This is a genomic window from Streptomyces sp. NPDC004435 (assembly GCF_042873895.1).
Classification (GTDB): Bacteria; Actinomycetota; Actinomycetes; order Streptomycetales; family Streptomycetaceae; genus Streptomyces.
This window is the reverse complement of the sequence record NZ_JBIAMB010000004.1, coordinates 316,838-338,654: the sequence shown is the minus strand read 5'-3', so window position 1 is coordinate 338,654 and position 21,817 is coordinate 316,838. Positions and strand designations below refer to the sequence as shown.

General features: G+C 73.5%; 16 protein-coding genes. 6 read left to right on the top strand and 10 right to left on the bottom strand.

What is annotated here, in order from left to right:
- Positions 1-289: 289 nt before the first annotated feature.
- On the top strand, positions 290-1,924 hold the full coding sequence (locus ACFYT9_RS09505) for a DUF5691 domain-containing protein (RefSeq protein WP_389162116.1): 1,635 nt from the start codon (positions 290-292) through the stop codon (positions 1,922-1,924).
- Between the two features lie 227 nt (positions 1,925-2,151).
- Here ACFYT9_RS09505 and ACFYT9_RS09500 read toward each other — a convergent pair whose 3' ends face one another.
- The gene (locus tag ACFYT9_RS09500; protein ID WP_376605772.1) at positions 2,152-2,562 is read right to left on the bottom strand and encodes a cobalamin B12-binding domain-containing protein; all 411 of its coding nucleotides are present in this window, start codon (positions 2,560-2,562) and stop codon (positions 2,152-2,154) included.
- A 302-nt stretch (positions 2,563-2,864) separates the two neighbouring features.
- Between ACFYT9_RS09500 and ACFYT9_RS09495 the strand changes: the two genes are divergently transcribed.
- Positions 2,865-3,725 (top strand): esterase/lipase family protein, encoded by an 861-nt coding sequence (locus ACFYT9_RS09495; RefSeq protein WP_389161979.1) that lies wholly within the window; start codon positions 2,865-2,867, stop codon positions 3,723-3,725.
- A 253-nt stretch (positions 3,726-3,978) separates the two neighbouring features.
- Positions 3,979-5,547, top strand: a complete 1,569-nt coding sequence (locus ACFYT9_RS09490; protein ID WP_389161978.1) for a M23 family metallopeptidase — start codon at positions 3,979-3,981, stop codon at positions 5,545-5,547.
- Positions 5,548-5,611: 64 nt separating this feature from the next.
- On the opposite strand, the gene pcrA is transcribed toward ACFYT9_RS09490, so the two are convergent.
- Together pcrA and ACFYT9_RS09480 are read right to left on the bottom strand one after the other, a co-directional pair.
- Entirely contained in the window at positions 5,612-8,083 is a 2,472-nt protein-coding gene (pcrA, locus tag ACFYT9_RS09485; protein WP_376600520.1) for a DNA helicase PcrA, read from the bottom strand.
- A gap of 134 nt (positions 8,084-8,217) precedes the next feature.
- Positions 8,218-8,571, bottom strand: coding sequence for a hypothetical protein (locus ACFYT9_RS09480; RefSeq protein ID WP_389161976.1), 354 nt, complete (start codon positions 8,569-8,571; stop codon positions 8,218-8,220).
- A gap of 344 nt (positions 8,572-8,915) precedes the next feature.
- Here ACFYT9_RS09480 and ACFYT9_RS09475 point away from each other — a divergent pair, with 344 nt between their 5' ends.
- The gene (locus ACFYT9_RS09475; RefSeq protein WP_389161975.1) at positions 8,916-10,028 is read left to right on the top strand and encodes an NlpC/P60 family protein; all 1,113 of its coding nucleotides are present in this window, start codon (positions 8,916-8,918) and stop codon (positions 10,026-10,028) included.
- A 262-nt stretch (positions 10,029-10,290) separates the two neighbouring features.
- On the opposite strand, the gene ACFYT9_RS09470 is transcribed toward ACFYT9_RS09475, so the two are convergent.
- Together ACFYT9_RS09470 and ACFYT9_RS09465 are read right to left on the bottom strand one after the other, a co-directional pair.
- Positions 10,291-11,031: a LuxR C-terminal-related transcriptional regulator gene (locus ACFYT9_RS09470; protein ID WP_376600516.1), complete on the bottom strand. Its 741-nt coding sequence runs from the start codon at positions 11,029-11,031 to the stop codon at positions 10,291-10,293.
- On the bottom strand, positions 11,028-12,293 hold the full coding sequence (locus ACFYT9_RS09465) for a PspC domain-containing protein (protein WP_376600515.1): 1,266 nt from the start codon (positions 12,291-12,293) through the stop codon (positions 11,028-11,030). Before ACFYT9_RS09465 ends, ACFYT9_RS09470 begins: the two co-directional genes overlap by 4 nt.
- 157 nt (positions 12,294-12,450) lie before the next feature.
- Here ACFYT9_RS09465 and ACFYT9_RS09460 point away from each other — a divergent pair, with 157 nt between their 5' ends.
- Positions 12,451-13,818, top strand: coding sequence for a PspC domain-containing protein (locus ACFYT9_RS09460; protein ID WP_387279599.1), 1,368 nt, complete (start codon positions 12,451-12,453; stop codon positions 13,816-13,818).
- A gap of 156 nt (positions 13,819-13,974) precedes the next feature.
- Here ACFYT9_RS09460 and ACFYT9_RS09455 read toward each other — a convergent pair whose 3' ends face one another.
- The 4 genes from ACFYT9_RS09455 to guaA all read right to left on the bottom strand — a co-directional run bounded on the left by ACFYT9_RS09455 (position 13,975) and on the right by guaA (position 18,566).
- Positions 13,975-14,490, bottom strand: coding sequence for a DoxX family protein (locus ACFYT9_RS09455; protein WP_376600512.1), 516 nt, complete (start codon positions 14,488-14,490; stop codon positions 13,975-13,977).
- Positions 14,491-14,584: 94 nt separating this feature from the next.
- Complete coding sequence (locus tag ACFYT9_RS09450) at positions 14,585-15,835, bottom strand: hypothetical protein (RefSeq protein WP_389161973.1); 1,251 nt, start codon at positions 15,833-15,835, stop codon at positions 14,585-14,587.
- 158 nt (positions 15,836-15,993) lie between these two features.
- Entirely contained in the window at positions 15,994-16,782 is a 789-nt protein-coding gene (locus tag ACFYT9_RS09445; RefSeq protein WP_387279603.1) for a class II aldolase/adducin family protein, read from the bottom strand.
- Positions 16,783-16,973: 191 nt separating this feature from the next.
- Positions 16,974-18,566, bottom strand: coding sequence for a glutamine-hydrolyzing GMP synthase (gene guaA / locus ACFYT9_RS09440; protein ID WP_376600507.1), 1,593 nt, complete (start codon positions 18,564-18,566; stop codon positions 16,974-16,976).
- Positions 18,567-18,915: 349 nt separating this feature from the next.
- Here guaA and ACFYT9_RS09435 point away from each other — a divergent pair, with 349 nt between their 5' ends.
- Positions 18,916-19,206, top strand: a complete 291-nt coding sequence (locus ACFYT9_RS09435) for a chorismate mutase (RefSeq protein ID WP_376600506.1) — start codon at positions 18,916-18,918, stop codon at positions 19,204-19,206.
- 772 nt (positions 19,207-19,978) lie between these two features.
- Here ACFYT9_RS09435 and ACFYT9_RS09430 read toward each other — a convergent pair.
- Positions 19,979-21,787 (bottom strand): GMC oxidoreductase, encoded by a 1,809-nt coding sequence (locus tag ACFYT9_RS09430; protein ID WP_389161970.1) that lies wholly within the window; start codon positions 21,785-21,787, stop codon positions 19,979-19,981.
- Between the last annotated feature and the right edge of the window lie 30 nt (positions 21,788-21,817).

Genomic DNA, 21,817 nt, shown 5'->3' with positions numbered 1-21,817 from the left:
GCTCGCGAGGGCTCAGGTCACGTGCCTCGGTGGCGAGGCGCCCTGGCCGCGTGCCGGGGTCGCGAGGATCCGCCCCGGTCCCGGGCCGGGTTCGCGAGAGGTCGCCCTCGTGCCGGGCCGGCCCGCCGCACCGCCGGGAACGGCCCGAACGGCCCCGTCCTGTGACCGCCTGCCGCCGCCCCCTGTCCCGCCCCCTGTCCCGTCCGAAGCCCGCTCCCGCGGGCGAGACCGCGCCCGAGGAGTGCCCGTGCCGACGACCGAACGACAGCCCCAGTCCCCGCCGACCGCCGTGCCACCCGTCCCCGCGGGCGGGCCGTCGCCGAAGGATCCGGAGTGGGAGCAGCTGGTGTCGGCGGCGCTGCTGGGGACGGATCGGCGGCCGGCGGCGGGGGCCCGGGGGGACGAGGCCGCCGGGGCGCTCCTGGACTCCGCGGCGCGGCGGACGCTGCGCCGGAGGGCGGGGCTGCGGCCCGGCCGGGCCGCCGTACCGCCCGCGCCCGCGCCGGAGGACCCGCGGCCCGCACCGCCCGAGGCGGCCCGGCGCCGGCTCGACGGGCTGCTCGCCGGGCGGGCCGCACCCGCCCCCGCGGGCGGGCGCCGGGGCACGGCGCCGGACCTCGCCGAGCTGCTGCCGCAGTGGCTGGCCCTGGCCGTCGAGCGCGGCTTCAAGGCTCCGCCCGCCGCGCTGCCGGCGCTGCTCGACGCGGCCAGGGCGCGGACCGATCTGCGGCCGCAGGCGCTGGCGTTCGCCGGACCTCGCGGGTTGTGGCTGGCGGGGCTGAACCCGGAGTGGCGGTTCGCGCTGCGCGGTGGCGGGGCCAGCGGCTCGTTGCCGGACCCGAAGGACGCGGAGAAGGTGCGGGAGCTGTGGGAGGAGGGCCTGTTCGCCGAGCGGGTCGCGCTGCTCGGGGCCGTACGGGCGAAGGATCCGGCGGCGGCGCGGGCGCTGCTCGCGGGGAGCTGGGCCGGGGAGCGGGCCGAGGACCGGCTGATGTTCCTGGACTCGCTGCGCGCGGGGCTGTCGGCGGAGGACGAAGAGTTCCTGGAGGCGGCGCTCGCCGACCGCAGCCGCAACGTCCGGGCGACCGCCGCGGAGCTGCTCTCCGCGCTGCCCGGCTCGGCGCTCGCGGGCCGCATGGCGGACCGGGCGGTCACCTGTGTGGGCCTCGACCGGACGGCGGCCGTGCCGACGGTCGTCGTGGAGGCCCCGCACGAGTGCGACGAGGCGATGCGGCGGGACGGCGTGACCGCGGTGCCCCCGACGGGGCGGGGCGAGCGGTCCTGGTGGCTGGGGCAGCTGGTGGAGGCGGCGCCGCTGGCCTGTTGGCGGGCCAGGTTCGGCGGGCGGACGCCCGAGGAGATCGTGGCGCTGCCGGTCGCCGACGACTGGCAGGCGGAGCTGCACGCGGCCTGGTGCCGGGCGGCCGTACGCCAGCGGGACGCGGCCTGGTCGCGTGCGCTGCTCGGTGCCCCGTCGACGCCGCCGGCGACGGGTCCCGGCACGTCGTCGCTGGCCGAGCGGGCGCAGCTGCTGGCGACGCTCGATCCGGCGGAGCGGGCCGGGTGGGTGGCGGCGTTCGTGGCGGCGCACGGCCTGTCGGAGGCGTTCCAGCTGCTCGGGGTCTGTGCGGTGCCGTGGGCGGAGCCGCTGGGCGAGGCGGTGATCGACGCGCTGGACATCGCGCGGGACGCGGGCAGCTACCCGTGGAGCTTCAGCGGCGTGATGGGTCTCGCGGAGCGGTGCCTCTCCCCCGCGGCCGCCCGGCATCTGGAATCGCTGGCCGCGGCGGCCCCGGAGGCGGAGGACGCCTCCCCCGGCGCGGGCGCGTACTGGTCCGAGGCGTTCCAGCGCCTGGTGGCCACGCTGGACCTCCGCGCCCGCATCCGCGCGGAACTGGACACCGCCCCGGCGGACGCCGTCTGAGGGGCGGCGGCGGCCGTTCCGGGGGGGGCGGGCGCGGACCTGGCGCGGGCGCGGACCTGGGGCGATCGAGGACGCGGACCGGGCGCGGACCCGGCCGAGCGTCAGGCGGGTTGGGCGTCAGACAGGTTGGGCGGTCCAGGGCCGGGCGGTCGGCGCCGTCGGGCGGGGCACGCCGCTGAGAAGGTCGATCCGCCGGGCCGGTCACGCCACCAGGTGCGCAGGGAAGGTCAGGCGGCCGTCGTACGGACGTTCGCGTTGACCCAGGCGACGATCGACGCGGTCGTGGCGCCCGGCGTGAAGATCTCCGCGACGCCCTTCTCCTTCAGCGGCGGGATGTCCGCGTCGGGGATGATGCCGCCGCCGAAGACCTTGATGTCCTCCGCGTCGCGCTCCTTGAGGAGCTCGATGACCTTGGCGAAGAGCGTGTTGTGCGCGCCCGAGAGGATCGACAGACCGATCGCGTCGGCGTCCTCCTGGATCGCCGTGTCGACGATCTGCTCCGGCGTCTGGTGCAGCCCGGTGTAGATCACCTCCATGCCGGCGTCGCGCAGGGCCCTCGCGATGACCTTGGCCCCGCGATCGTGCCCGTCGAGACCCGGCTTGGCGACTACCACGCGGATCGGACCGGTCACACCCATCACTGCCTCCACATGCGACCCCCGCGCGTCTTTGCCGGGGAGGTGAACGAACGTTATCGACAGCATCCCGCAACGGGCCGTTTCGCGGAGCCCCGCGAGGGGGAAATCACACGTGGGACACGTTCGTTCCGTGGTCTGCCCCGCTCCGGGCCCTCCTCCTGGGCCCTCCAGCCGCCCGCGGGGCCGGTCGCGAAAGGAGCCGCGACGCCGGTCGCCGGGCTCCGTGCCGTCGTCCGTACGGCACGGAGCCCGGCGATCCGGCGCACGGCCCGGCCCCATGTGCCGCACACGGGAGGTCGGCGATGGAGCTCGCCAAGGTCACCGCCCTGATGAAGGCCACCACCCTCGAGGTCGCGATCCTCACCGGCCGCCTCGTCCTCTACCCCTCGGGCCTCGTCTCCGAGCGCCTCGCACCCGGCGCACGGGCCGACGCCTCCGCCGACACCTCCGCCGACACCTCCGCGGACGCCTCCGCGGACCCGCCCCCGACCGTCCCCGGCCGGGGCGGCGGCGGGCGTCCGGTCGTGCTGCTGCACGGCTTCGTCGACAACCGCTCCGTCTTCCTGCTGCTGCGCCGGACGCTGGCCCGGCACGGCCGCACCCACGTCGAGTCGTTCGACTACTCCCCGCTCACCTGCGACCTGCGGACCGCCGCCGAGGCCCTGGGGCGGCGGATCGACGCGATCCGGGAGCGCACCGGCCGGTCCGAGGTGGATCTGGTCGGCCACAGCCTGGGCGGGCTGATCGCCCGCTATTACGTGCAGCGCCTGAACGGTGACGCACGGGTGCGCACCCTGGTCATGCTGGGCACCCCGCACGCGGGCACGACGATCGCGCCGCTCGCCGACGCCCACCCGCTGGTGCGGCAGATGCGGCCGGGGTCGGAGGTGCTGCGGCAGCTGGCCGCCCCGGCGCCGGGCTGCCGGACCCGGTTCGTGAGCTTCTGGAGCGACCTCGACCAGATCATGGTGCCGGTGGAGACCGCCCGCCTCGACCACCCCGACCTCCTGGTGCACAACGTGCGGGTGAGCGGGATCGGCCATCTCGCGCTCCCGGTCCACCCGACGGTGGCGGCCGGCGTCCTGGAAGCCCTGGACGCCGGCGAGGACGGGACGGCGGCCGGCGAGGGCGGGACCGGCGAGGGAGCGGCCTCCGTGGCCTGAAGTCGCTCGTCGGCCCGGCGCCATGCCGACACCCCCGACAGCGTTTTTCGAACGCCCGTCGAACACAAGGCCAAAGCTCTGTGCGTGAGCTGGCGAAACACGGCCGATTGCCCGTTTCCTGCGCCCGTCAACCCCGCCGAAGATTGTCGGCCCCGCATACCGCCGGGTACAGTCGCGCCACTGCTTCACCCCCGGGACACCCCTGTCGGGCCCGCCCCGGACTGGTCCTGCTGCCGAGGCGAGAGAGACGTTGGTGAACGACCAGCACCCCCACGCCGGGTACGCCGGAGACGGCGCCCACACCACCGGTGGTTTCGCGACCGACCCGCTCTTCGGGTCCTGGCCCGACACCGGACAGGCCGGTCACAGCGGCCAGTGGGACCTCGGCCAGTACGCCGCCCCCGGTACGTACGACACGACCGGCGCGTACGAGACGGGCGCCTGGACCACCACCACGGCGAGCCACGACACGACCGGCCAGTGGGACACCACCGGTCAGTGGGACGCGTCGGCCTGGACCGGGACCCAGCACACCGGCGGATACCAGCAGCCCGAGCAGTACGACACGACCGGCCAGTGGGACGCCTCCGCCTGGACCGAGGCCCAGCACACCGGCCAGTACGAGACCCTCCACTCCGGCGCCTACGCGGCGCAGGGCGCGTTCGGCCACGAGTCGTACGACGCGACCGGCCAGTGGGCCGCCCCCGCCTTCGCGACCGACACCGGCGCCTACGACGCCACCGTCTGGAACCAGGCGCCCGCGCAGACCGAGCCGCTCGTCCCCCAGCAGTACACGCCCGAGACCGAACGGATCGGCCAGACCACCGAGTTCGCGTTCGCCCACGAGGCGGAGACGTACGAGACCGAGCCGGCGGAGACGTACGAGACCCGGCCGGTCGCCCACGAGACCGCCGAAGCCGACTTCGATCCCGACACCGGTCCGGCCTTCGAGCTCGGCCCCGACACCGCGATCGAGCCCGACGGGACCGACGGCCCCGCCCCCGCCAGCGAGGTCCGCACCGAGCCCGTCGCGGCCCGGCCCGTGCGCCGCTCCTCCGGCGGCAGCCGCGCCCGGCGCCGTACCCCCGCCAAGCGCTCCGCCCTGCTGACCGTCGCCGTCCCCTCCGCCTGCGTCATGGGCGTCGCCGGTATCGCGGCCGCCTCCGTCAGCGGACTCACCGGCGGCGAGACCGAGGGCCCGCAGCAGAAGAACACCACCGCGCTCGCCGCCGCCGACCCGGCCGCCGTGAAGCAGGTCCCGGCCAACACCGCCCTGGACACCCAGCTCAGCGCCCTCGACGCCGACGTCCGCGACTTCGGCGACCGCGCCAGCCGCACCCAGGAGCGCATCGACCTCAAGGCCCGGCAGGCCGCCGACAAGAAGAAGCGCGAGGAGGAGGCCGCCCGCAAGGAGGCCATGCGCCCCAAGTACATGCTTCCGGTGAAGCTGCACCAGCTCAGCGCCCGCTTCGGCCAGTCCGGCGTCAACTGGATGTCCGTGCACACCGGTATCGACTTCCCCGTGCAGTACGGCACCCCCGTCATGGCCGCGACCGACGGCACCGTCCGCACCCAGTGGAACCCCGCCTACGGCAACATGGCGATCGTGACCGGCGCCAACGGCACCGAGACCTGGTACTGCCACCTCAGCAGCACCAAGATCCGCTGGGGTCAGGTCAAGGCCGGGGACGTCATCGCCTACTCCGGCAACTCCGGCAACTCCACCGGCCCGCACCTCCACTTCGAGGTCCGGCCCGGCGGCGGCTCCGCGATCGACCCGGTGGCCTGGTTCCTCAGCAAGGGCCTCGACCCCACGGGCTGACACCCACACGTACACGGAAGGGCCCGGTCCGACGGACCGGGCCCTTCCGTGTGTGTCCCCGCGCCTACAGCTTCTCGACCGGCGCGTACCGCAGCAGCAGCCGCTTCGGCTTCTCGTCGCCGAAGTCGATCGTCGCCTGGGCGTCCGAACCGCCGCCCGTCACCGCCAGGACCGTGCCCAGACCGAACTGGTCGTGGGTGACCCGGTCGCCGATCGCCAGCGACACCACCGGCTTCTCCGCCCCGCCCGCGCGGCGCGTCGCGAAACCGGACGGGCCGGAGCGCGCGCGCGACGAGGAGAGCGAGGACGTCAGCGAGGAGGTGATCCCGGAGGTCGGACCGGCCGGCTTCGCCACCGGGCCCGTCCGCTTCCACTCCAGGTACGCGGGCGGGATCTCCTCCAGGAAGCGGGAGGCCGGGTTGTACGAGGGCTGGCCCCAGGCGCTGCGCATCGACGAGCGGGTGAGGTAGAGCCGCTCGCGGGCGCGGGTGATGCCCACGTACGCCAGGCGCCGCTCCTCCTCCAGCTCCTTCGTCTGGCCGAGGGCGCGCATGTGCGGGAAGACGCCGTCCTCCATGCCGGTGAGGAAGACCACCGGGAACTCCAGGCCCTTCGCGGTGTGCAGGGTCATCAGCGTGATGACGCCGGCGCCCTCCTCGTCCTCGTCCGGGATCTGGTCGGAGTCGGCGACCAGCGCGACCTTCTCCAGGAACTCGGCGAGCGTCCCCGCACCCTCCTCCTCGCCGCGCTCCTGCTCGAACTCCAGGGCCACGGCGGCGAGTTCCTGGAGGTTCTCGATCCGGGTCTCGTCCTGCGGGTCGGTGGACGCCTGGAGTTCGGCGAGGTAGCCGGTGCGCTCCAGCACGGCCTCCAGGACGACGGCGGGACCCGCGCCGGACTCGGCGATGGTCCGCAGCTCGTCCATGAGCGTGTTGAACCGCTTCACCGCGTTGGCCGAGCGGGCGGCCATCCCGTACGCCTCGTCGACCCGCTTGAGGGCCTGCGGGAAGGTGATCTTCTCGCGCAGCGAGAGGGCGTCGATCATCGCCTCGGCGCGCTCGCCGATGCCGCGCTTGGGCACGTTCAGGATGCGGCGCAGCGGGACATTGTCCTCGGGGTTGGCGAGGACGCGCAGGTAGGCGAGGACGTCCCGGACCTCCTTGCGCTCGTAGAAGCGCACGCCGCCGACGACCTTGTAGGGCAGGCCGACCCGGATGAAGATCTCTTCGAAGACGCGGGACTGGGCGTTGGTCCGGTAGAAGACGGCGACGTCGCCCGCCTTCGCGTCTCCCGCATCCGTCAGCCGGTCGATCTCGTCGGCGACGAACTGCGCCTCGTCGTGCTCGGTGTCAGCGACGTAGCCGGTGATCTGCGATCCCGCGCCGGCGTTCGTCCACAGGTTCTTGGGCCGCCGCGACTCGTTGCGCTCGATGACCGCGTTGGCCGCCGAGAGGATCGTCTGGGTGGAGCGGTAGTTCTGCTCCAGCAGGATCGTGGTGGCGTCCGGGTAGTCCTCCTCGAACTGGAGGATGTTGCGGATGGTGGCGCCGCGGAAGGCGTAGATCGACTGGTCGGCGTCGCCGACGACGCACAGCTCGGCCGGGCCGAGGTCCTCGTAGCCGGTGCCGACCAGCTCGCGCACCAGGGTGTACTGGGCGTGGTTGGTGTCCTGGTACTCGTCGACGAGGACGTGCCGGAAGCGGCGGCGGTAGTGCTCGGCGACGTCCGGGAACGCCTGGAGCAGGTGGACCGTCGTCATGATGATGTCGTCGAAGTCCAGCGCGTTCGCCTCGCGCAGGCGCGCCTGGTACATCCGGTACGCCTCGGCGAGCGTCTTCTCGAAGCCGTCCGCGGCCTGGTCGGCGAAGGACTCCTCGTCGATCAGCTCGTTCTTCAGGTTGGAGATCTTGGCGCTGAAGGACTTCGGCGGGAACTTCTTCGGGTCGAGGTCCAGGTCGCGGCAGACCAGCGCCATCAGGCGCTTGGAGTCGGCGGCGTCGTAGATCGAGAAGGAGGAGGTGAAGCCGAGCCTCTTCGACTCGCGGCGCAGGATGCGGACGCAGGCGCTGTGGAAGGTCATGACCCACATCGCGTTCGCGCGCGGGCCGACCAGCTGCTCGACGCGCTCCTTCATCTCGCCGGCAGCCTTGTTGGTGAAGGTGATCGCCAGTATCTGGCCGGGGTGCACGTGCCGGGTGCCCAGGAGGTGGGCGATCCGGTGGGTGAGGACCCGGGTCTTGCCGGAGCCGGCGCCTGCCACGATGAGCAGCGGGGAGCCGGTGTGGACGACGGCGGCGCCCTGCTGCTCGTTCAGCCCGTCCAGCAGGGCGGCCGGGTCCACCGCGGGGCGGTGCGCGCCGTCGCGGTAGTAGGGGTCACGGGGCGGGGGCGCGTCGAAGTGCTCCCCGAACAGGTCGTGCGGGACCTCCTCCGCGGCCGGGGCGCCGTGGGCGTCGTCCTCGGGCGGGGGCGGGGCGTCCTCCGGGGAGTGGGACTGGAGGCCGGCCAGGAAGCTGTCGTCAAAGAGGCTGCTCATCGCCTCACGAGTCTAGGACGCCGCGCCGACAACCGGGTCCGCCTTCGGCGTCCTGCCGGTGTGAGCGCGCACACCGGGAGGCCGGGGGACGGGTCCCGAGGGGGTCCGGGCGGGGCTCCGAAGGGCCCCGGGGATCAGACCCAGAGGGTGGCGATGAAGATGTTCGCCATGGTCAGGCCGCCGACGGCGCCGAAGAGGACCTTGTCGGCGGTCTCGTCGTCGCGCTTGACGTAGACGATCCCGAGGATCACCACGAGGATCGCCAGCTTGATGCCGATCTTGAGGTTGTTGACCGTCTGGTCGTCGGCCTGGTTCAGGCCGACGAGTGCGACGCCGGTGACCAGCATGGTCAGCGCGCCGTGCAGCATGGCCGGGTTGAAGCGGGCCGTGCCGGCACCTATCGCCTTCATCTGGGTGAGGAATCCGCCCAGGAGGGAGGCGATGCCGATGATGTGGAGCGCGACGAAGACATTGATGAGGACGTCCATGGGGCGGAGCCTAACCGGGCCCCTAGCACCGCTTTCCGGGCGGGTCCACCCACTCCCCCGCTTCGGTCGCGCGCCCCGCGGAATCCATCTCCGACCGCCCCGGCGGGCGGCACCGATCGGTCCCCGCCGGTCATCCGGCGCCAATAGCGGTCAACCCGCCGCCGGGGCGTGACCCCCGGGTCTAGCGTCCTGCCCCAGGTGGTCGGCTCCCCACCCCGCCGGTCACCCGGCGGTGCCGACCACCCCCGCCGGAGAACCCCGGCGGCGGCCCGTCTCCCCTGTGCGGTCCGCCGCCGGCCCCGGCCGGCACCGTCCCCCACAGGCAGAGGATGTGACCCGCCCTCGTGGCAGCTCACCGAAAACCCGGGCCGTCTCCGCTCGGCCGCCCAGCGGCCCGCACGGCCCTCACGCTCGTCCTGGCCTCGGCCGCCGGCGCCACCCTCTTCGAGGGCTCGGGGCACGCCGACCCGGCCCGCCCCGACCGCACCCCCGCCCAGGTCAGGGCCGAGGTCGACCGGCTCTACCAGCAGGCGGAGGCCGCCACCGAGCGGTACAACGGCGCGAAGGAGCAGGCCACCGCGGCCCGCACCTCCTTCGACGAGCTCCGCGACGAGGCCGCCCGCCGAACCGAGCGGCTCAACACCGCCCGCCGCAGTCTCGGGGCCGTCGCCACCGCCCAGTACCGCTCCGGCGGACTCGACCCCGCCGTCCAGCTCGCCCTCACCTCGGACCCCGACCAGTACCTCCGGCGGGCCGCCCTCGCCGAGAAGGCGGGCGACCGGCAGGCCGCCACGGTCACCGCGGTACGCCGGGAGCTCGCCGCCCTCGCCCAGCTGCGCGCCGAGTCCACGGGCCGGCTCAGCGCCCTGCGCGGCCACGAGACCGAACTGCGCCGCCAGAAGGCCGTCGTCCTCGGCAAGCTCACCGCCGCCCGGGAGCTCCTCGCCCGGCTCACCGCCGAGGAGCGTGCCCGGTACGAGGCAGCCGTCGCCGCCCGCTCGGACCCTTCCGCCCCGGCCTACGCCACAGCCCGACCCGGCACCGCCGCCGCCCCGGCCTCCCGCGCGGACCGCGCCTCGGGCGACCGGCTCCCGGTGGCCGCCGCCACCGGCCGTGCCACGGCCGCCATCTCCTTCGCCCGCGCCCAGATCGGCAAGCCGTACATCTGGGGCGCGACCGGCCCGTCCGGGTACGACTGCTCCGGGCTCACCCAGGCGGCCTGGCGCGCCGCCGGCGTCTCCCTGCCGCGCACCACGTACACCCAGATCAACGCCGGGCGCCGGGTCTCCCGCTCCGAGCTTGCCCCTGGCGATCTGGTCTTCTTCTACTCCGGGATCAGCCACGTGGGCCTCTACATCGGCGGCGGCCAGATGATCCACGCGCCCCGGCCCGGCGCCCCGATCCGGATCGCGCCGATCGACGAGATGCCCTTCGCGGGCGCCACCCGCGTCGCCTGAACCAGGACGGGGGCCGGGCCCTTGGGACCGGATCCGTCCGCCGCGGCTCAGACCAGGCGAGGGGCAGTGACCCAACGGACGGGGGCCGGGCCCGTGAGACCGGATCCGTCCGTCGCGGCTCAGACGAGGCGGCGGGCGCTGACCCAACCGACGGGGGCCGGGCCCCGGGGACCGGATCCGCCCGTCGCGGCTCAGAGGAGGCGAGGGTCGTGGCCCAGCGGACGGGGGCCGGGCCCTTGGGACCGGATCGCCCGTCGCCGGCTCAGACCAGGCGGCGGGCGGTGGCCCAGCGGGTCAGCTCGTGCCGGTTGGAGAGCTGGAGCTTGCGGAGCACCGCGGAGACGTGCGACTCGACGGTCTTCACCGAGATGTAGAGCTGCTTGGCGACCTCCTTGTACGCGTACCCGCGGGCGATCAGCCGGAGCACCTCGCGCTCCCGCTGGGTCAGCCGGTCCAGGTCCTCGTCCACCGGGGGCGCGTCGGTGGAGGCGAAGGCGTCCAGGACGAAGCCGGCCAGGCGCGGGGAGAAGACGGCGTCGCCCTCCTGGACGCGGAAGATCGAGTCCACCAGATCGTCCCCGGTGATCGTCTTGGTGACATAGCCGCGGGCACCGCCCCGGATCACCCCGATCACGTCCTCCGCCGCGTCGGAGACGGAGAGCGCGAGGAAGCGGACCGGGTCCTCGGCCGCGGCCATCAGACCCGCGCAGCGGCGCAGCACCTCGACCCCGCCGCCGCCCGGCAGGTGGACGTCGAGCAGCACGACCTCCGGCCTGGTCGCGGTGATCACGGTGACGGCCTGGTCGACGTCGGCGGCCTCACCGACGACCTCGACCCCGGTGATGTCGGTCCGGCCGATCTCGGCCTGCACGCCGGTGCGGAACATCCGGTGGTCGTCGACGAGGACGACCCGCACCCGGCGCCCGGGTCCGTCCGCCGTGCCGCCCGCGCCCGGCTCCGTCGTCCCGCCGGCCCCGGTCGTCGCCCCGGTCTCGTCACTCATCCGTCCGCCCTCTCCATCTCCAGCTCGACTTCGGTGCCCCCGCCGGGTACGGCCCGCAGACGGGCCGTACCGCCGTTGCGCTGCATCCGGCCGATGATCGATTCTCGTACGCCCATTCTGTCCTCGGGGACCTCGTCCAGGTCGAACCCGGGGCCGCGGTCGCGCACCGAGACGAACACCGTGCGCCCCTCCACCTCGGCGTACACCTGCACCGCCCCGCCCTCGCCACCGTACTTCGCGGCGTTGACCATCGCCTCGCGCGCGGCCTGCATCTGCGCGGTCAGCTTCTCGTCGAGGGGGCAGTCGCCGACGACGACGACCTCCAGCGGCACTCCGTGCTTGTCCTCGACCTCGGCGGCGGACCGCTTCACCGCCTCGGCGAGCGTCTCCGGCTCCTCGTCCTTGCCGGTGCCCTCCGGCTTGTACAGCCAGTTCCGCAGCTCGCGCTCCTGGGCGCGGGCGAGCCGGCGGACCTCTCCGGCGTCGTCGGCGTTGCGCTGGATCAGGGTGAGGGTGTGGAGCACGGAGTCGTGGACGTGGGCGGCGACCTCGGCCCGCTCCTGGGCACGGATCCGCAGGGTCCGCTCGGCGGTGAGGTCCTGCGACATCCGTATCAGCCAGGGGCCGGCGAGCAGCGCTATGCCGGTGAGGACGGCGACGGAGGCGGTGAGCGCGGTGCCGATCTGGGCGACCGAGCCGCGCACGACGACGAAGACGGCGAGGCCGGTGCCGACCAGGGCCACTCCGACGAGCCCGCGCAGCAGGTGGAAGCCGCGCCCGTGCTTGACCGGCCGCCCCTTCCAGGTCTCGGCGCGGGCGTTGTCGGCCTGGCGCCACACCAGGACGACACCGACGCCGATGAGCAGCGTCGGCCACACGTAGCGGCCGGTCTCGCCGTCGATCCGCAGGTTCGCGATGAAGATCGCGGCGCCGATCGCGAGGGCGATGAGAGCGAGGATCTGTCCGCGGTCCGGCTTGCGGAGGCGGCGTCTGCCGTCCTCGGTGGTCTCGAAGACGGGGCGGGGCTCGGCCCGGCCGCCGACGCCGAGCGGGACGACGATCCAGAAGACCGCGTAGAGCAGCAGCCCGAGTCCCTCGGTGAGGACGAGCACCGCGAAGACCGCGCGCACCCAGGCGACGGGCAGGCCGAGGTGTCCGGCGAGGCCGCGGGCGACACCGCCGAGCCACCGCCCGTCGGCGCTCCGGTAGAGCCTGCGCACGGGCGGTTCGTCGAGGTCGGTGACGCGAGCGGTTGCGGACATGGAGCGATCGTCACACGTCCGGCCCTCCCGGGGCATCAGGGTCGGCCCTGACTTCGACCCCGGGTTCGCCTCGGGGTCGTCGGGCCGGCGAATATCAGGGTCGTGCCAGGGTCGATCCCGGTGCCGTCCGGGGGGCGGGGGCGGTCACCATGGACGCATGACGAGTTCGACGCCTCCGCGCCCCGCGGAGCACCAGACCCCGCCGGCGGCCGAGGACGCCCCCGCAGCCCACCTGCGCCGCTCGCGCAAGAGTCGGGTGGTCGGGGGGGTCTGCGGTGGTCTCGGCCGGCACTTCGACATGGATCCGGTGATCTTCCGGATCGTGCTGGCGGTGCTGGCCGTGACGGGCGGGATCGGACTGATCTTCTACGGCTTCGCCTGGCTGCTGATCCCGCTCGCGGGCGAGGAGGAGAGCGAGGCGCGGCGACTGCTGATCGGCCGGGTGTCCGGTGCGGCGCTCGCGGCGATACTGATGGCGCTGGTCGGCTGCGGGATCTTCCTGTCGATGCTGCGTACGGGCTCGCTGGTGGGCTTCGCGGTGCTGCTGTCGCTGGTGACGGCAGGTGCCGCGTACTGGTCGCAGCGGCGGCACCTGGCCGAGGGGGAGACCGAGGGCGATCCCGAGGTGAAGCCGAAGGCACCGCACGTGCGGGTCCCGGTGCCGCCGGAGGCGAAGGCGCCGCCGCTGACACCCCTGGAGAACCAGATGAGTTCGTGGTGGCGCGACCCCATCGTGAAGGACGGTTCGACGGGCAAGGTGGCCTTCGGCTACATGTGGGGGCCGCACGGGATCGTCGACGCGGAGGGCCGGGTCGGCGGCGAGGTGCCGAAGCCCGGGAGACAGTGGGGCGCGCCGGCCGATGCGGCTCGTCCGGAGCCGTCGGTGCGGCGCAGCCCGTACTCGATCGCCGGTCTCATCCATCTGTTCGCGCTGGCCGCGGCGGTCACGGGTACGGCCCTGACGTGGGAGTCGCAGCCGCTGGGCACCAGTCTGGCGACGGGTCTGGCGGGGGCGCTGGCCGTGTTCGGTCTGGGTCTGGTCGTGAGCAGCTTCCTGGGCCGTACCGGGTTCGGCACGATCTTCCAGACGGTGGTGACGACGGCGCTGCTGGTCGGTGCGATCGCCCTGCCGGACCGGATCACCACCGACTGGTCGCGCCAGACGTGGACGCCGGCGACGGTGGCCGCCGTGGAGACGCAGTACGACCTGGGCGCGGGGGTCGGAACGCTGGATCTGTCCCGGCTGTCGGTGCCCGGGGGGACGACGGTGACGACGGCGGTCGACGTGGGCGCGGGGAAGCTGGAGGTGGTCGTGCCGCGGGACGTGGTCGTGAAGGTGCACGCCCAGGTGGGGCTCGGTGATCTCCAGCTGCCGGGGCAGGCGCCGGACGACATCGACATCGCCCCGGACCGCGACGAGACGCGGACGCTGAACCCGCCCGCCGGTACGGATCCGGCGGGGACGCTCGACCTCTCGCTCGAGGTCGGTCTCGGACAGGTGGAGGTCACCCGTGCTGCTTCATGAGTTCCGTCCGGGCCGGCTGGTCGTCGGTGTGGCGGCCCTCGGTCTGGCCGCGGCCTACGGCGGTGACCTCGCCGGCTGGTGGTCGGTGGCGTGGTGGCTGGCGATCCCGGTGATGTGCGGAGGGCTGGGGGTGGCCGGTCTGGTGACGTGGGTCGCCTACGGCATCCGGCGGCGTTCGGCGAGGAGCCGGTCGGCGGAGAGCACGGGCGCCCCGGCGAGCAGCAGCGGCAGCCAGGCCATGAGATAGGCGAGGTCGTTGCCCAGGTAGTAGGGGCTCACCTGCCAGCTCACGGTGAGCCAGAGGCTGAGCGAGAGGAGGGCGCCACCGAGGGCGGCCACCCGGGCGAAGAGGCCGAGGAGGGTGCCGAGGCCGACGGCGAGCTCTCCGAGGGCGATGGCGTAGCCGAAGGCGGTGGGGTTGTTGAGGGCGAGGTCGACGAGCCAGGGGACGGCGGAGGAGTCGCGGACGCCCCGCATGGTCTCGCCGATGGAGCCGGAGCCGGTGTCGGCGAGGAAGGCCGGGTCGGTGAGTTTGTCGAGGCCGGCGTAGACGAAGGTGACGCCGAGGAAGATCCGGAGGGGCAGGAGGGCGTAGCGGGAGGCGGTGGCCTTCCACCCGTCCAGGCGGCGGCGCAGGGCGGTTCCGCCGGTGCGGCCCGGGTACTCGCTCATGATCGTTCACCTCTCCACGCCCCGTACGACAGTTCGCGGATCGATTCTCGCCGCAAGTTCTGTGAACGGACACAGGAGGAGGGGAATCGGGTGTTCAGTCGGCGACGTCGATGGTGACGCGGTTGGTCTCGAAGCCGGCGGCGGTGACGACGGAGACCTCGACCCGGCCGGGCTCGACCTCGGCGGGGAGGGGGACGGTCAGCACGGTGTCGGTGGGGTTGGCGAAGCCTCCGGGGACCGGGACCAGGGGGACGTGGGCGTGGACGGGGCCGATGCGGACCACGAGCCGGGTGAGGGGGTCGGGGGCGGCGGCGCCGGGCGGGACGAAGCCGATGCCGCGGATCTCGATGTCGTCCCCGGTGCGGATGGGTGCGTCGAGATCGCCGGCCTCCCGGGCGCGGACCACTGCGTGGACGGCGGGCCGGCCGCCCTCGGTGCACTTGGCGGCGAGGTGCCAGACGGCGGAGACGGCGACGAGGAGGGCGAGGGACCAGGGCAGCGCGGGGAGACGGGCGGGGTCCGCGGCGAGCCGGACGGCGGCGAAGACCAGGACGGCGCCGGAGACGAGGACGTACTGGACGTCGGCGAGGTCGGCGCGGCCGTTGTCGTCGCAGAGGAGGTCGGCGGCGTGGGGCCGGTCGGCGCGGACCTTCTGGAGCCGGAGGGCGGCGATGCGGGTGGAGACGACCAGCCGGGCGGTGACGGCGACGGCCGAGACCAGGGCGAGGACGGTGACGAGGCCGGCGGCGCCGGAGAGACCGAAGGCGGTGGCGGTGAGCGAGCGGAAGGTGAGGAAGAGGAGGGCGTAGCAGAGGAAGAGGAGCCAGGCGGCGGCGACGGCGCGGGTGGTGGAGAGCCGGTTGTCCTCGCCGGTGAGGGCGGCGAGGAGGCCGCCGCGGGCGCGGTGGGAGTGGGCGGCGGCGGTGAGCGGCACGGCGAGGAGGAGGGCGGTGCAGAGGCCGGCGGTGCGGGCGGCGGTCCAGCCGGTGCCGAGGGCGGTGAGGGCCTGGCCGAGCAGGAGGGCGAGGACGGAGGCCCAGACGGCGGCGAGGCTGCCGGTGCGGACGCGGGCGAGCCAGGCGAGTCCGGCCTCCCGGCCGTGGGCGGTCACCGCCCTGGCGGACTGGGCGAGTTCGTCGGAGACCCATTGGCGGGCGGCGACCGGTGAGTGGGCGACGGCGGCGGGGACGCCGTGGCCGGCGGCGAGTTCCTCGCGGCGGGCGAGGAAGGCGGCGACGGCGCGACGGTGGCCGGTCTCGCCGCAGTGGGCGCAGCCGGCGCAGGCCGTCGGATGCTCGCCGGCGCCGTGGCGCCCGCCGTACTGTCTCGCCTCTTGGATCGCCACGGTGTTGTCACTTCCCGAGTCCGAGGTTTCGAGCTCAACCTGCCGCTGATTCCTCGGAATTGTTCCGCACCGAGGGTGCTCGCGAGGGCCGCGTGCGCCCCGCCGGAGAGTGATTGCCGCACCATCCCATTGACGTACAGAAGGGTGAAGCGATGGTGTTACGACAGGAGTTCGGGCTCCGCTCGGCTGATCCTGCGCCAGAGGGGCTGGTAGTTGATCCAGGCGACGAGGTCGCTGCCGAGCTGTTCGCGGGTGGCGACGGCGTCCTTGTGATCGATGAGGACGGGTTTGCCGGCGGCGCGGGCGGCGAGCTGGATGCGGGCGCAGCGGTCCATGGCGATGAACCACCAGGCGGCGGCGTCGACGGAGGATCCGACGGTGAGCAGGCCGTGGTTGCGCAGGACGATGCCCTTGAAGGGGCCGAGGGCGACGGCGACGCGGCGGGCCTCCTCGGTGTCTACGGTGACGCCGGTGTAGGCGTCGTAGAGGGCGTGGTCCTGGTAGAAGGCACATGCCTCCTGGGTGAGCGGGTCGAGGAGGTCGCCGAGGGCGGCGAGCGCGCGGCCGTGGGTGGAGTGGGTGTGGGCGACGGCGACGACGTCCGGGCGGGCGCGGTGGATCTGGGCGTGGACGGTGAAGGCGGCCTGGTTGACGTGCTGGCCGCCGAGGACGACCTGGCCCTCTCCGTTGGCGAGGACGAGGTCGCTCGCGGTGAGGTCGCCGAAGGGGGCGCCGAAGGGGTTCACCCAGTAGCAGTCGTCGTACTCGGGGTCGCGGACGGTGATGTGGCCGGAGACGCCCTCCTCGTACCCGAGCCGCCCGAAGAGCCGGAGCGCGCCGGCGAGCCGCTGCTTGCGGTGGGCGCGTTCCTCGCCGGCCGTCGCGTGGACGGGCGGCATGGCGAAGTGGAGCCGGTCGAGGGCGACGGGGGCCGGTATCTCGGTCATGCGCCGGAAGGTAACGCCCGGCCGGTCAAGTCACCAGAGTCCGGACGGGATCACGCCGAAGCCGCCGCCCCCGGACGGGGGACGGCGGCTTCGGCGACGTGCGGGAGGGGTCGCACCCGGTCGGGGGCCTACCCGGTCGGGGGCGACCCCACAGGGGGTGGTTCCCGGTCGGAGTCACGCCCCTTCGGGGGTCACTCCCACTCGATGGTGCCCGGGGGCTTGCTGGTGACGTCGAGGACGACGCGGTTGACGTCGGCGACCTCGTTGGTGATGCGGGTGGAGATCTTGGCGAGGACCTCGTAGGGCAGGCGCGACCAGTCGGCCGTCATGGCGTCCTCGGAGGAGACCGGACGCAGGACGATCGGGTGGCCGTAGGTGCGGCCGTCGCCCTGGACGCCGACGGAGCGGACGTCGGCGAGGAGCACGACCGGGCACTGCCAGATCTCGCGGTCGAGGCCGGCGGCGGTCAGCTCCTCGCGGGCGATCGCGTCGGCGTCGCGGAGCAGGTCCAGGCGCTCCTTGGTGACCTCGCCGACGATGCGGATGCCGAGGCCGGGGCCGGGGAAGGGCTGGCGCTGGACGATCTCCTCCGGCAGGCCGAGCTCCTGGCCGACCATGCGGACCTCGTCCTTGAAGAGCTGGCGCAGCGGCTCGACGAGCTCGAACTCGATGTCGTCGGGGAGGCCGCCCACGTTGTGGTGGGACTTGATGTTGGCGGTGCCGGTGCCGCCGCCGGACTCGACGATGTCCGGGTAGAGGGTGCCCTGCACGAGGAAGGCGACCTCGGGGCCCTCCTCCTGGAGGATCTCCAGCTGCGCCTGCTCGAAGACGCGGATGAACTCACGGCCGATGATCTTGCGCTTGGTCTCCGGGTCGGAGACGCCGGCGAGGGCGGTGAGGAAGCGCTCCTGCGCGTCGACGACGACCAGGCGGGCGCCGGTCGCGGCGACGAAGTCCTTCTCGACCTGCTCGGTCTCACCCTTGCGCATCAGGCCGTGGTCGACGTAGACGCAGGTGAGCTGGGAACCGATGGCCCGCTGGACCAGGGCGGCGGCCACGGCGGAGTCGACGCCGCCGGAGAGGCCGCAGATGGCGCGCTTGTCGCCGACCTGGGCGCGGATGGCCGCGACCTGCTCCTCGATCACGTTGCCGGTGGTCCAGGTGGGCTGGATGCCGGCGCCGCGGTAGAGGAAGTGCTCCAGGATCTGCTGGCCGTGCGTGGAGTGCAGCACCTCGGGGTGGTACTGGACGCCGTAGAGCTTCTTCTCGTCGTTCTCGAAGGCGGCGACCGGGACCACGTCGGTGGAGGCGGTGACGCTGAAGCCCTCGGGGGCGGCGGAGCAGGCGTCGCCGTGCGACATCCAGACGGACTGCTCGACCGGGGTGCCCTCGAAGAGGGTGGAGCCGGCCTTGGAGACGTGCAGCGGGGTCCGGCCGTACTCGCGGGCGCCCGTGTTGTCGACGGTGCCGCCGAGGGTCGTCGCCATCAGCTGGAAGCCGTAGCACATGCCGAAGACGGGGACGCCGGCCTCGAAGAGGGCGCGGTCGAGGCGCGGGGCGCCCTCCGCGTACACGGAGGACGGGCCGCCGGAGAGGATGATCGCCTTCGGGTTCTTGGCCAGCATCTCGGCCACCGGCATGGTGGACGGGACGATCTCGCTGTAGACCCGCGCCTCGCGGACGCGACGGGCGATGAGCTGGGCGTACTGGGCGCCGAAGTCGACAACGAGGACTACGTCCGGGTTGGTGACGTCGGGCGCGGCAGCGGGGGACGCTGATGACACTACGGCGGCCTTCCGGCGGTAGGAGGTTCCCGAGGGAGGGGGTCTGTTTGTCGATTCTACCGGCGAGCGCGTGACGCTTTTCGTCTCACCATCCGAACCCGGGTGGCCTTCGTCTCACCATCCGGGCCCGGCTTGCCCCGGGGCGGAGCGCAGGGTCCATACTGGGCGCCATGCGCAAGCACTCGACCTTCGTGTTTACCTATGGCAACCGGCCCACCGGCTGCCATGGTCGTGCTGCTTGAGCAACTGACAAGCGACTTCCCAGGCGCCCCGGGCCGACAAGGCCCGGGGCGTCTGGCGTTTCCCGGGCCGTGCCGATCCGGGGCCCCACACCACCCAGGAGCCCCGCATGACCACGAAGACCCTCACCGAGCAGACCGGCGCCCGCACCGACGAGGCGGCCTCGCTGATCGGCGACGCCCGCGAGCGGATCGACGCGCTGGACGACCGGATCATCGGCCTCATCCAGGAACGGGTGGCGATCTCGGCGGTGATCCAGGAGGCCCGGATCTCCTCCGGCGGCCGACGCGTGAACCTGGCGCGCGAGATGGACGTGCTCGCCCACTACCGGGACGCGCTGGGCAAGCCGGGTACGGCGCTGGCGATGACGATGCTGGAGCTGTGCCGCGGCCGCATCTGAAGGCCGGTACGGGCGTGCGGTGCGGGCACAGCCCAAGCCCGATGCGGGCTCAGCCCGAGCCCCGCGCGGGCGCGGAGTGCGGACACAGCCCGAGCCCGACGCGGGCGCGCGGGCCGGCGGGACGCGTGTGAGTGGGTGCCCGTACCCGAGTTCGGTGCCGGTCTCACCCGTACGGCGCGTGACCGGCGCCCGCCGGGCTTCGTTGAGCGGGGTGTCCGTGCCAGCCAGGGGCGGGCCCGCAGAAACCACGCGTGGCTTCGCTGGGGCGTGTGACGTGCTTCTGGCACGTCGTGGGACCTCGCTCCAGCGCGCGTGACCGGACGGCAGGGGACAGCAGCCCGGTCACCCGAAAAGGGCGGTCGGTCCCGGGGACGCCCGGGACCGACCGCAACCGGCTCACCGGGCGCGGCACCCGCGACCCGCACTCCCTCTCCCCCTCGTCCCCGTCCCCTCCCGAGCCCCTCCCGCGTCCCTCCCCCGACGCGGCGCGACCCCCCGGCGCCGCTCCGCTCGGCACCGCCGCTGCCCTGACACCGGTGCCGACCACGGGCCCGTGCCGCGACCGGAATCGCGGCACGGGCCCTTCTCCATACCCCTCCACCCTATGTGACGCGCGTCACACAAAGATCCCGTACATCGCCTACAACCAAAGGCGGGGGCCGGTGGTCATCTATGCAGCAACACCGAAAAGCCGGAAGGGCGCTGCACTCGGAGGGGGGTGCAGCGCCCTTTCCGTGTCCGCGGACGCGAAAGCGGACCGGACGTCAGGACGTCAGGACACGCTCTTCGGCGGAACGGCCGGGATGCCGAGGAAGGGCAGCCGCAGGGCGCCGAACGCCTCGGCGGGGACCGCCGGGGACTTCGGCTCGACCGCCGCCACGCGCGCGTACACCTCGCCCTGGCGCGGCCGCGGGTCCTCCTCGCCCTTGTTCGGCCAGAAGGACATGGCGCGCTCCGCCTGGGCGGTGATCGTCAGCGACGGGTTCACCCCGAGGTTCGCGGAGACCGCCGCGCCGTCCACGACCGAGATGCCGGGGTGGCCGTAGAGCCGGTGGTACGGGTCGATGACGCCGGAGGCCGCGTCGGCGCCGATCGGGCAGCCGCCGAGGAAGTGCGCGGTGAGCGGGGTGCCCATCAGCTCGCCGACGTTGGAGCCGGCGAAACCGTTGATCTCCTCGGCGAGCAGCGAGGCCGCCCGGGTCGCCGCCTCGATCTGGGTGGGGTTCGGCGCCCCGTGGCCCTGCCGGGCGGTGAGCAGGCCCTTTCCGACGCCGCCGGGCTTGCGGTAGGTCGTCAGCGAGTTGTCGAGGGACTGCATCACGAGGCCGATGATGGTCTTCTCGGACCAGCGCCGGTTGGAGAGCGAGCGGAGCGCGAGGACGGGGTGGCGGGCGATGTTGAGGAGCCATCCGCGGACCCGGTGGGCGCCGTAGGGAACCTGGAGGACGGTCAGCCCGCCCATCGAGTTGGAGCCCTTGCCGTAGCGGACCGGCTCGATGTGGGTGTGCTCGTCGGGGTGGACGGACGAGGTGATGGCGACGCCGCGGGTGAAGTCGGCCCGCTTCCGGCCGTGCCGGCCGCGGTAGCGGCGGTCGGTGGTCTGGGCGCCGACCAGTCCCTCGGAGTTGGTCCGGGTCAGCTCGCCGAGCCGGTCGGAGATCCGGGGCAGCAGCCCGGTGTCCTTCATCCGGTGGAGCAGGGTCTGCGTGCCGTAGGTGCCCGCGGCGACGACCACCCGGGGGGCGGTGAAGGTGCGGCCCCTGCCCTTCTTGCGGTTGTCGGTGGGGAGGGTCTTCACGGCGTAGCCGCCGCGCGAGTCCTCGGTGACGGCGACGACGGAGGTCATCGGGTGGACGACGGCGCCGGCCTTCTCCGCCAGGTAGAGGTAGTTCTCGTTGAGCGTGTTCTTGGCGCCGTGGCGGCAGCCGGTCATGCACTCGCCGCACTCGGTGCACGCCTTGCGCGAGGGGCCCACGCCGCCGAAGAACGGGTCGGAGACCTCCGCGCCCGGCTTCGCCGTCGCCTTCCCGTCCGCGTCCCGGCCGTCGCCGAAGAAGACGCCGACCGGCGCCATGTGGAAGGTGTCGCCGATGCCCATGGCCTGGGCTGCGGCCTTCAGGTGCACGTCGGACGGGGTCATCGTCGGGTTCAGCCGGACGCCCAGCATCCGCTTCGCCTGGTCGTAGTACGGGGCGAGCTCGGCCCGCCAGTCGGTGATGTCCTTCCACTGCGGGTCGTCGAAGAAGGGCGCGAGCGGCTCGTAGAGCGTGTTCGCGTAGTTGAGGGAGCCGCCGCCGACGCCCGCGCCGGCCAGCACCATCACGTTGCCGAGCAGATGGATGCGCTGGATCCCGTAGAGGCCGAGGGCGGGGGCCCACAGGAAGTTCTTCAGGTCCCAGGAGTTCTTCGGCAGGGTCTCCCGGGTGAAGCGGCGGCCGGCCTCCAGGACGCCGACCCGGTACCCCTTCTCGGTGAGGCGGAGGGCGGTGACCGAACCGCCGAAGCCGGAGCCGACCACGAGGACGTCGTAGTCGTACGAGCCTTCGTCGTCCTGAATTCGGGCAGGGGGTACCGCGGTCATGGCTCTCCTCGCAGAACCTCGTAAGGAAAA

Excerpts from the sequence above, each read along its gene's own strand:
- ACFYT9_RS09480 (WP_389161976.1), bottom strand. The coding sequence starts at position 8,571 with ATGGACGTCCTCATCAATGTCTTCGTCGCGCTCCACATCATCGGCATC.
- ACFYT9_RS09470 (WP_376600516.1), bottom strand. The coding sequence starts at position 11,031 with ATGAGTGACGAGACCGGGGCGACGACCGGGGCCGGCGGGACGACGGAG.
- ACFYT9_RS09465 (WP_376600515.1), bottom strand. The coding sequence starts at position 12,293 with ATGTCCGCAACCGCTCGCGTCACCGACCTCGACGAACCGCCCGTGCGC.
- ACFYT9_RS09500 (WP_376605772.1), bottom strand. The coding sequence starts at position 2,562 with ATGGGTGTGACCGGTCCGATCCGCGTGGTAGTCGCCAAGCCGGGTCTC.
- ACFYT9_RS09430 (WP_389161970.1), bottom strand. The coding sequence starts at position 21,787 with ATGACCGCGGTACCCCCTGCCCGAATTCAGGACGACGAAGGCTCGTAC.
- ACFYT9_RS09495 (WP_389161979.1), top strand. The coding sequence starts at position 2,865 with ATGGAGCTCGCCAAGGTCACCGCCCTGATGAAGGCCACCACCCTCGAG.
- ACFYT9_RS09435 (WP_376600506.1), top strand. The coding sequence starts at position 18,916 with ATGACCACGAAGACCCTCACCGAGCAGACCGGCGCCCGCACCGACGAG.
- ACFYT9_RS09445 (WP_387279603.1), bottom strand. The coding sequence starts at position 16,782 with ATGACCGAGATACCGGCCCCCGTCGCCCTCGACCGGCTCCACTTCGCC.
- ACFYT9_RS09455 (WP_376600512.1), bottom strand. The coding sequence starts at position 14,490 with ATGAGCGAGTACCCGGGCCGCACCGGCGGAACCGCCCTGCGCCGCCGC.
- ACFYT9_RS09460 (WP_387279599.1), top strand. The coding sequence starts at position 12,451 with ATGACGAGTTCGACGCCTCCGCGCCCCGCGGAGCACCAGACCCCGCCG.
- pcrA (WP_376600520.1), bottom strand. The coding sequence starts at position 8,083 with ATGAGCAGCCTCTTTGACGACAGCTTCCTGGCCGGCCTCCAGTCCCAC.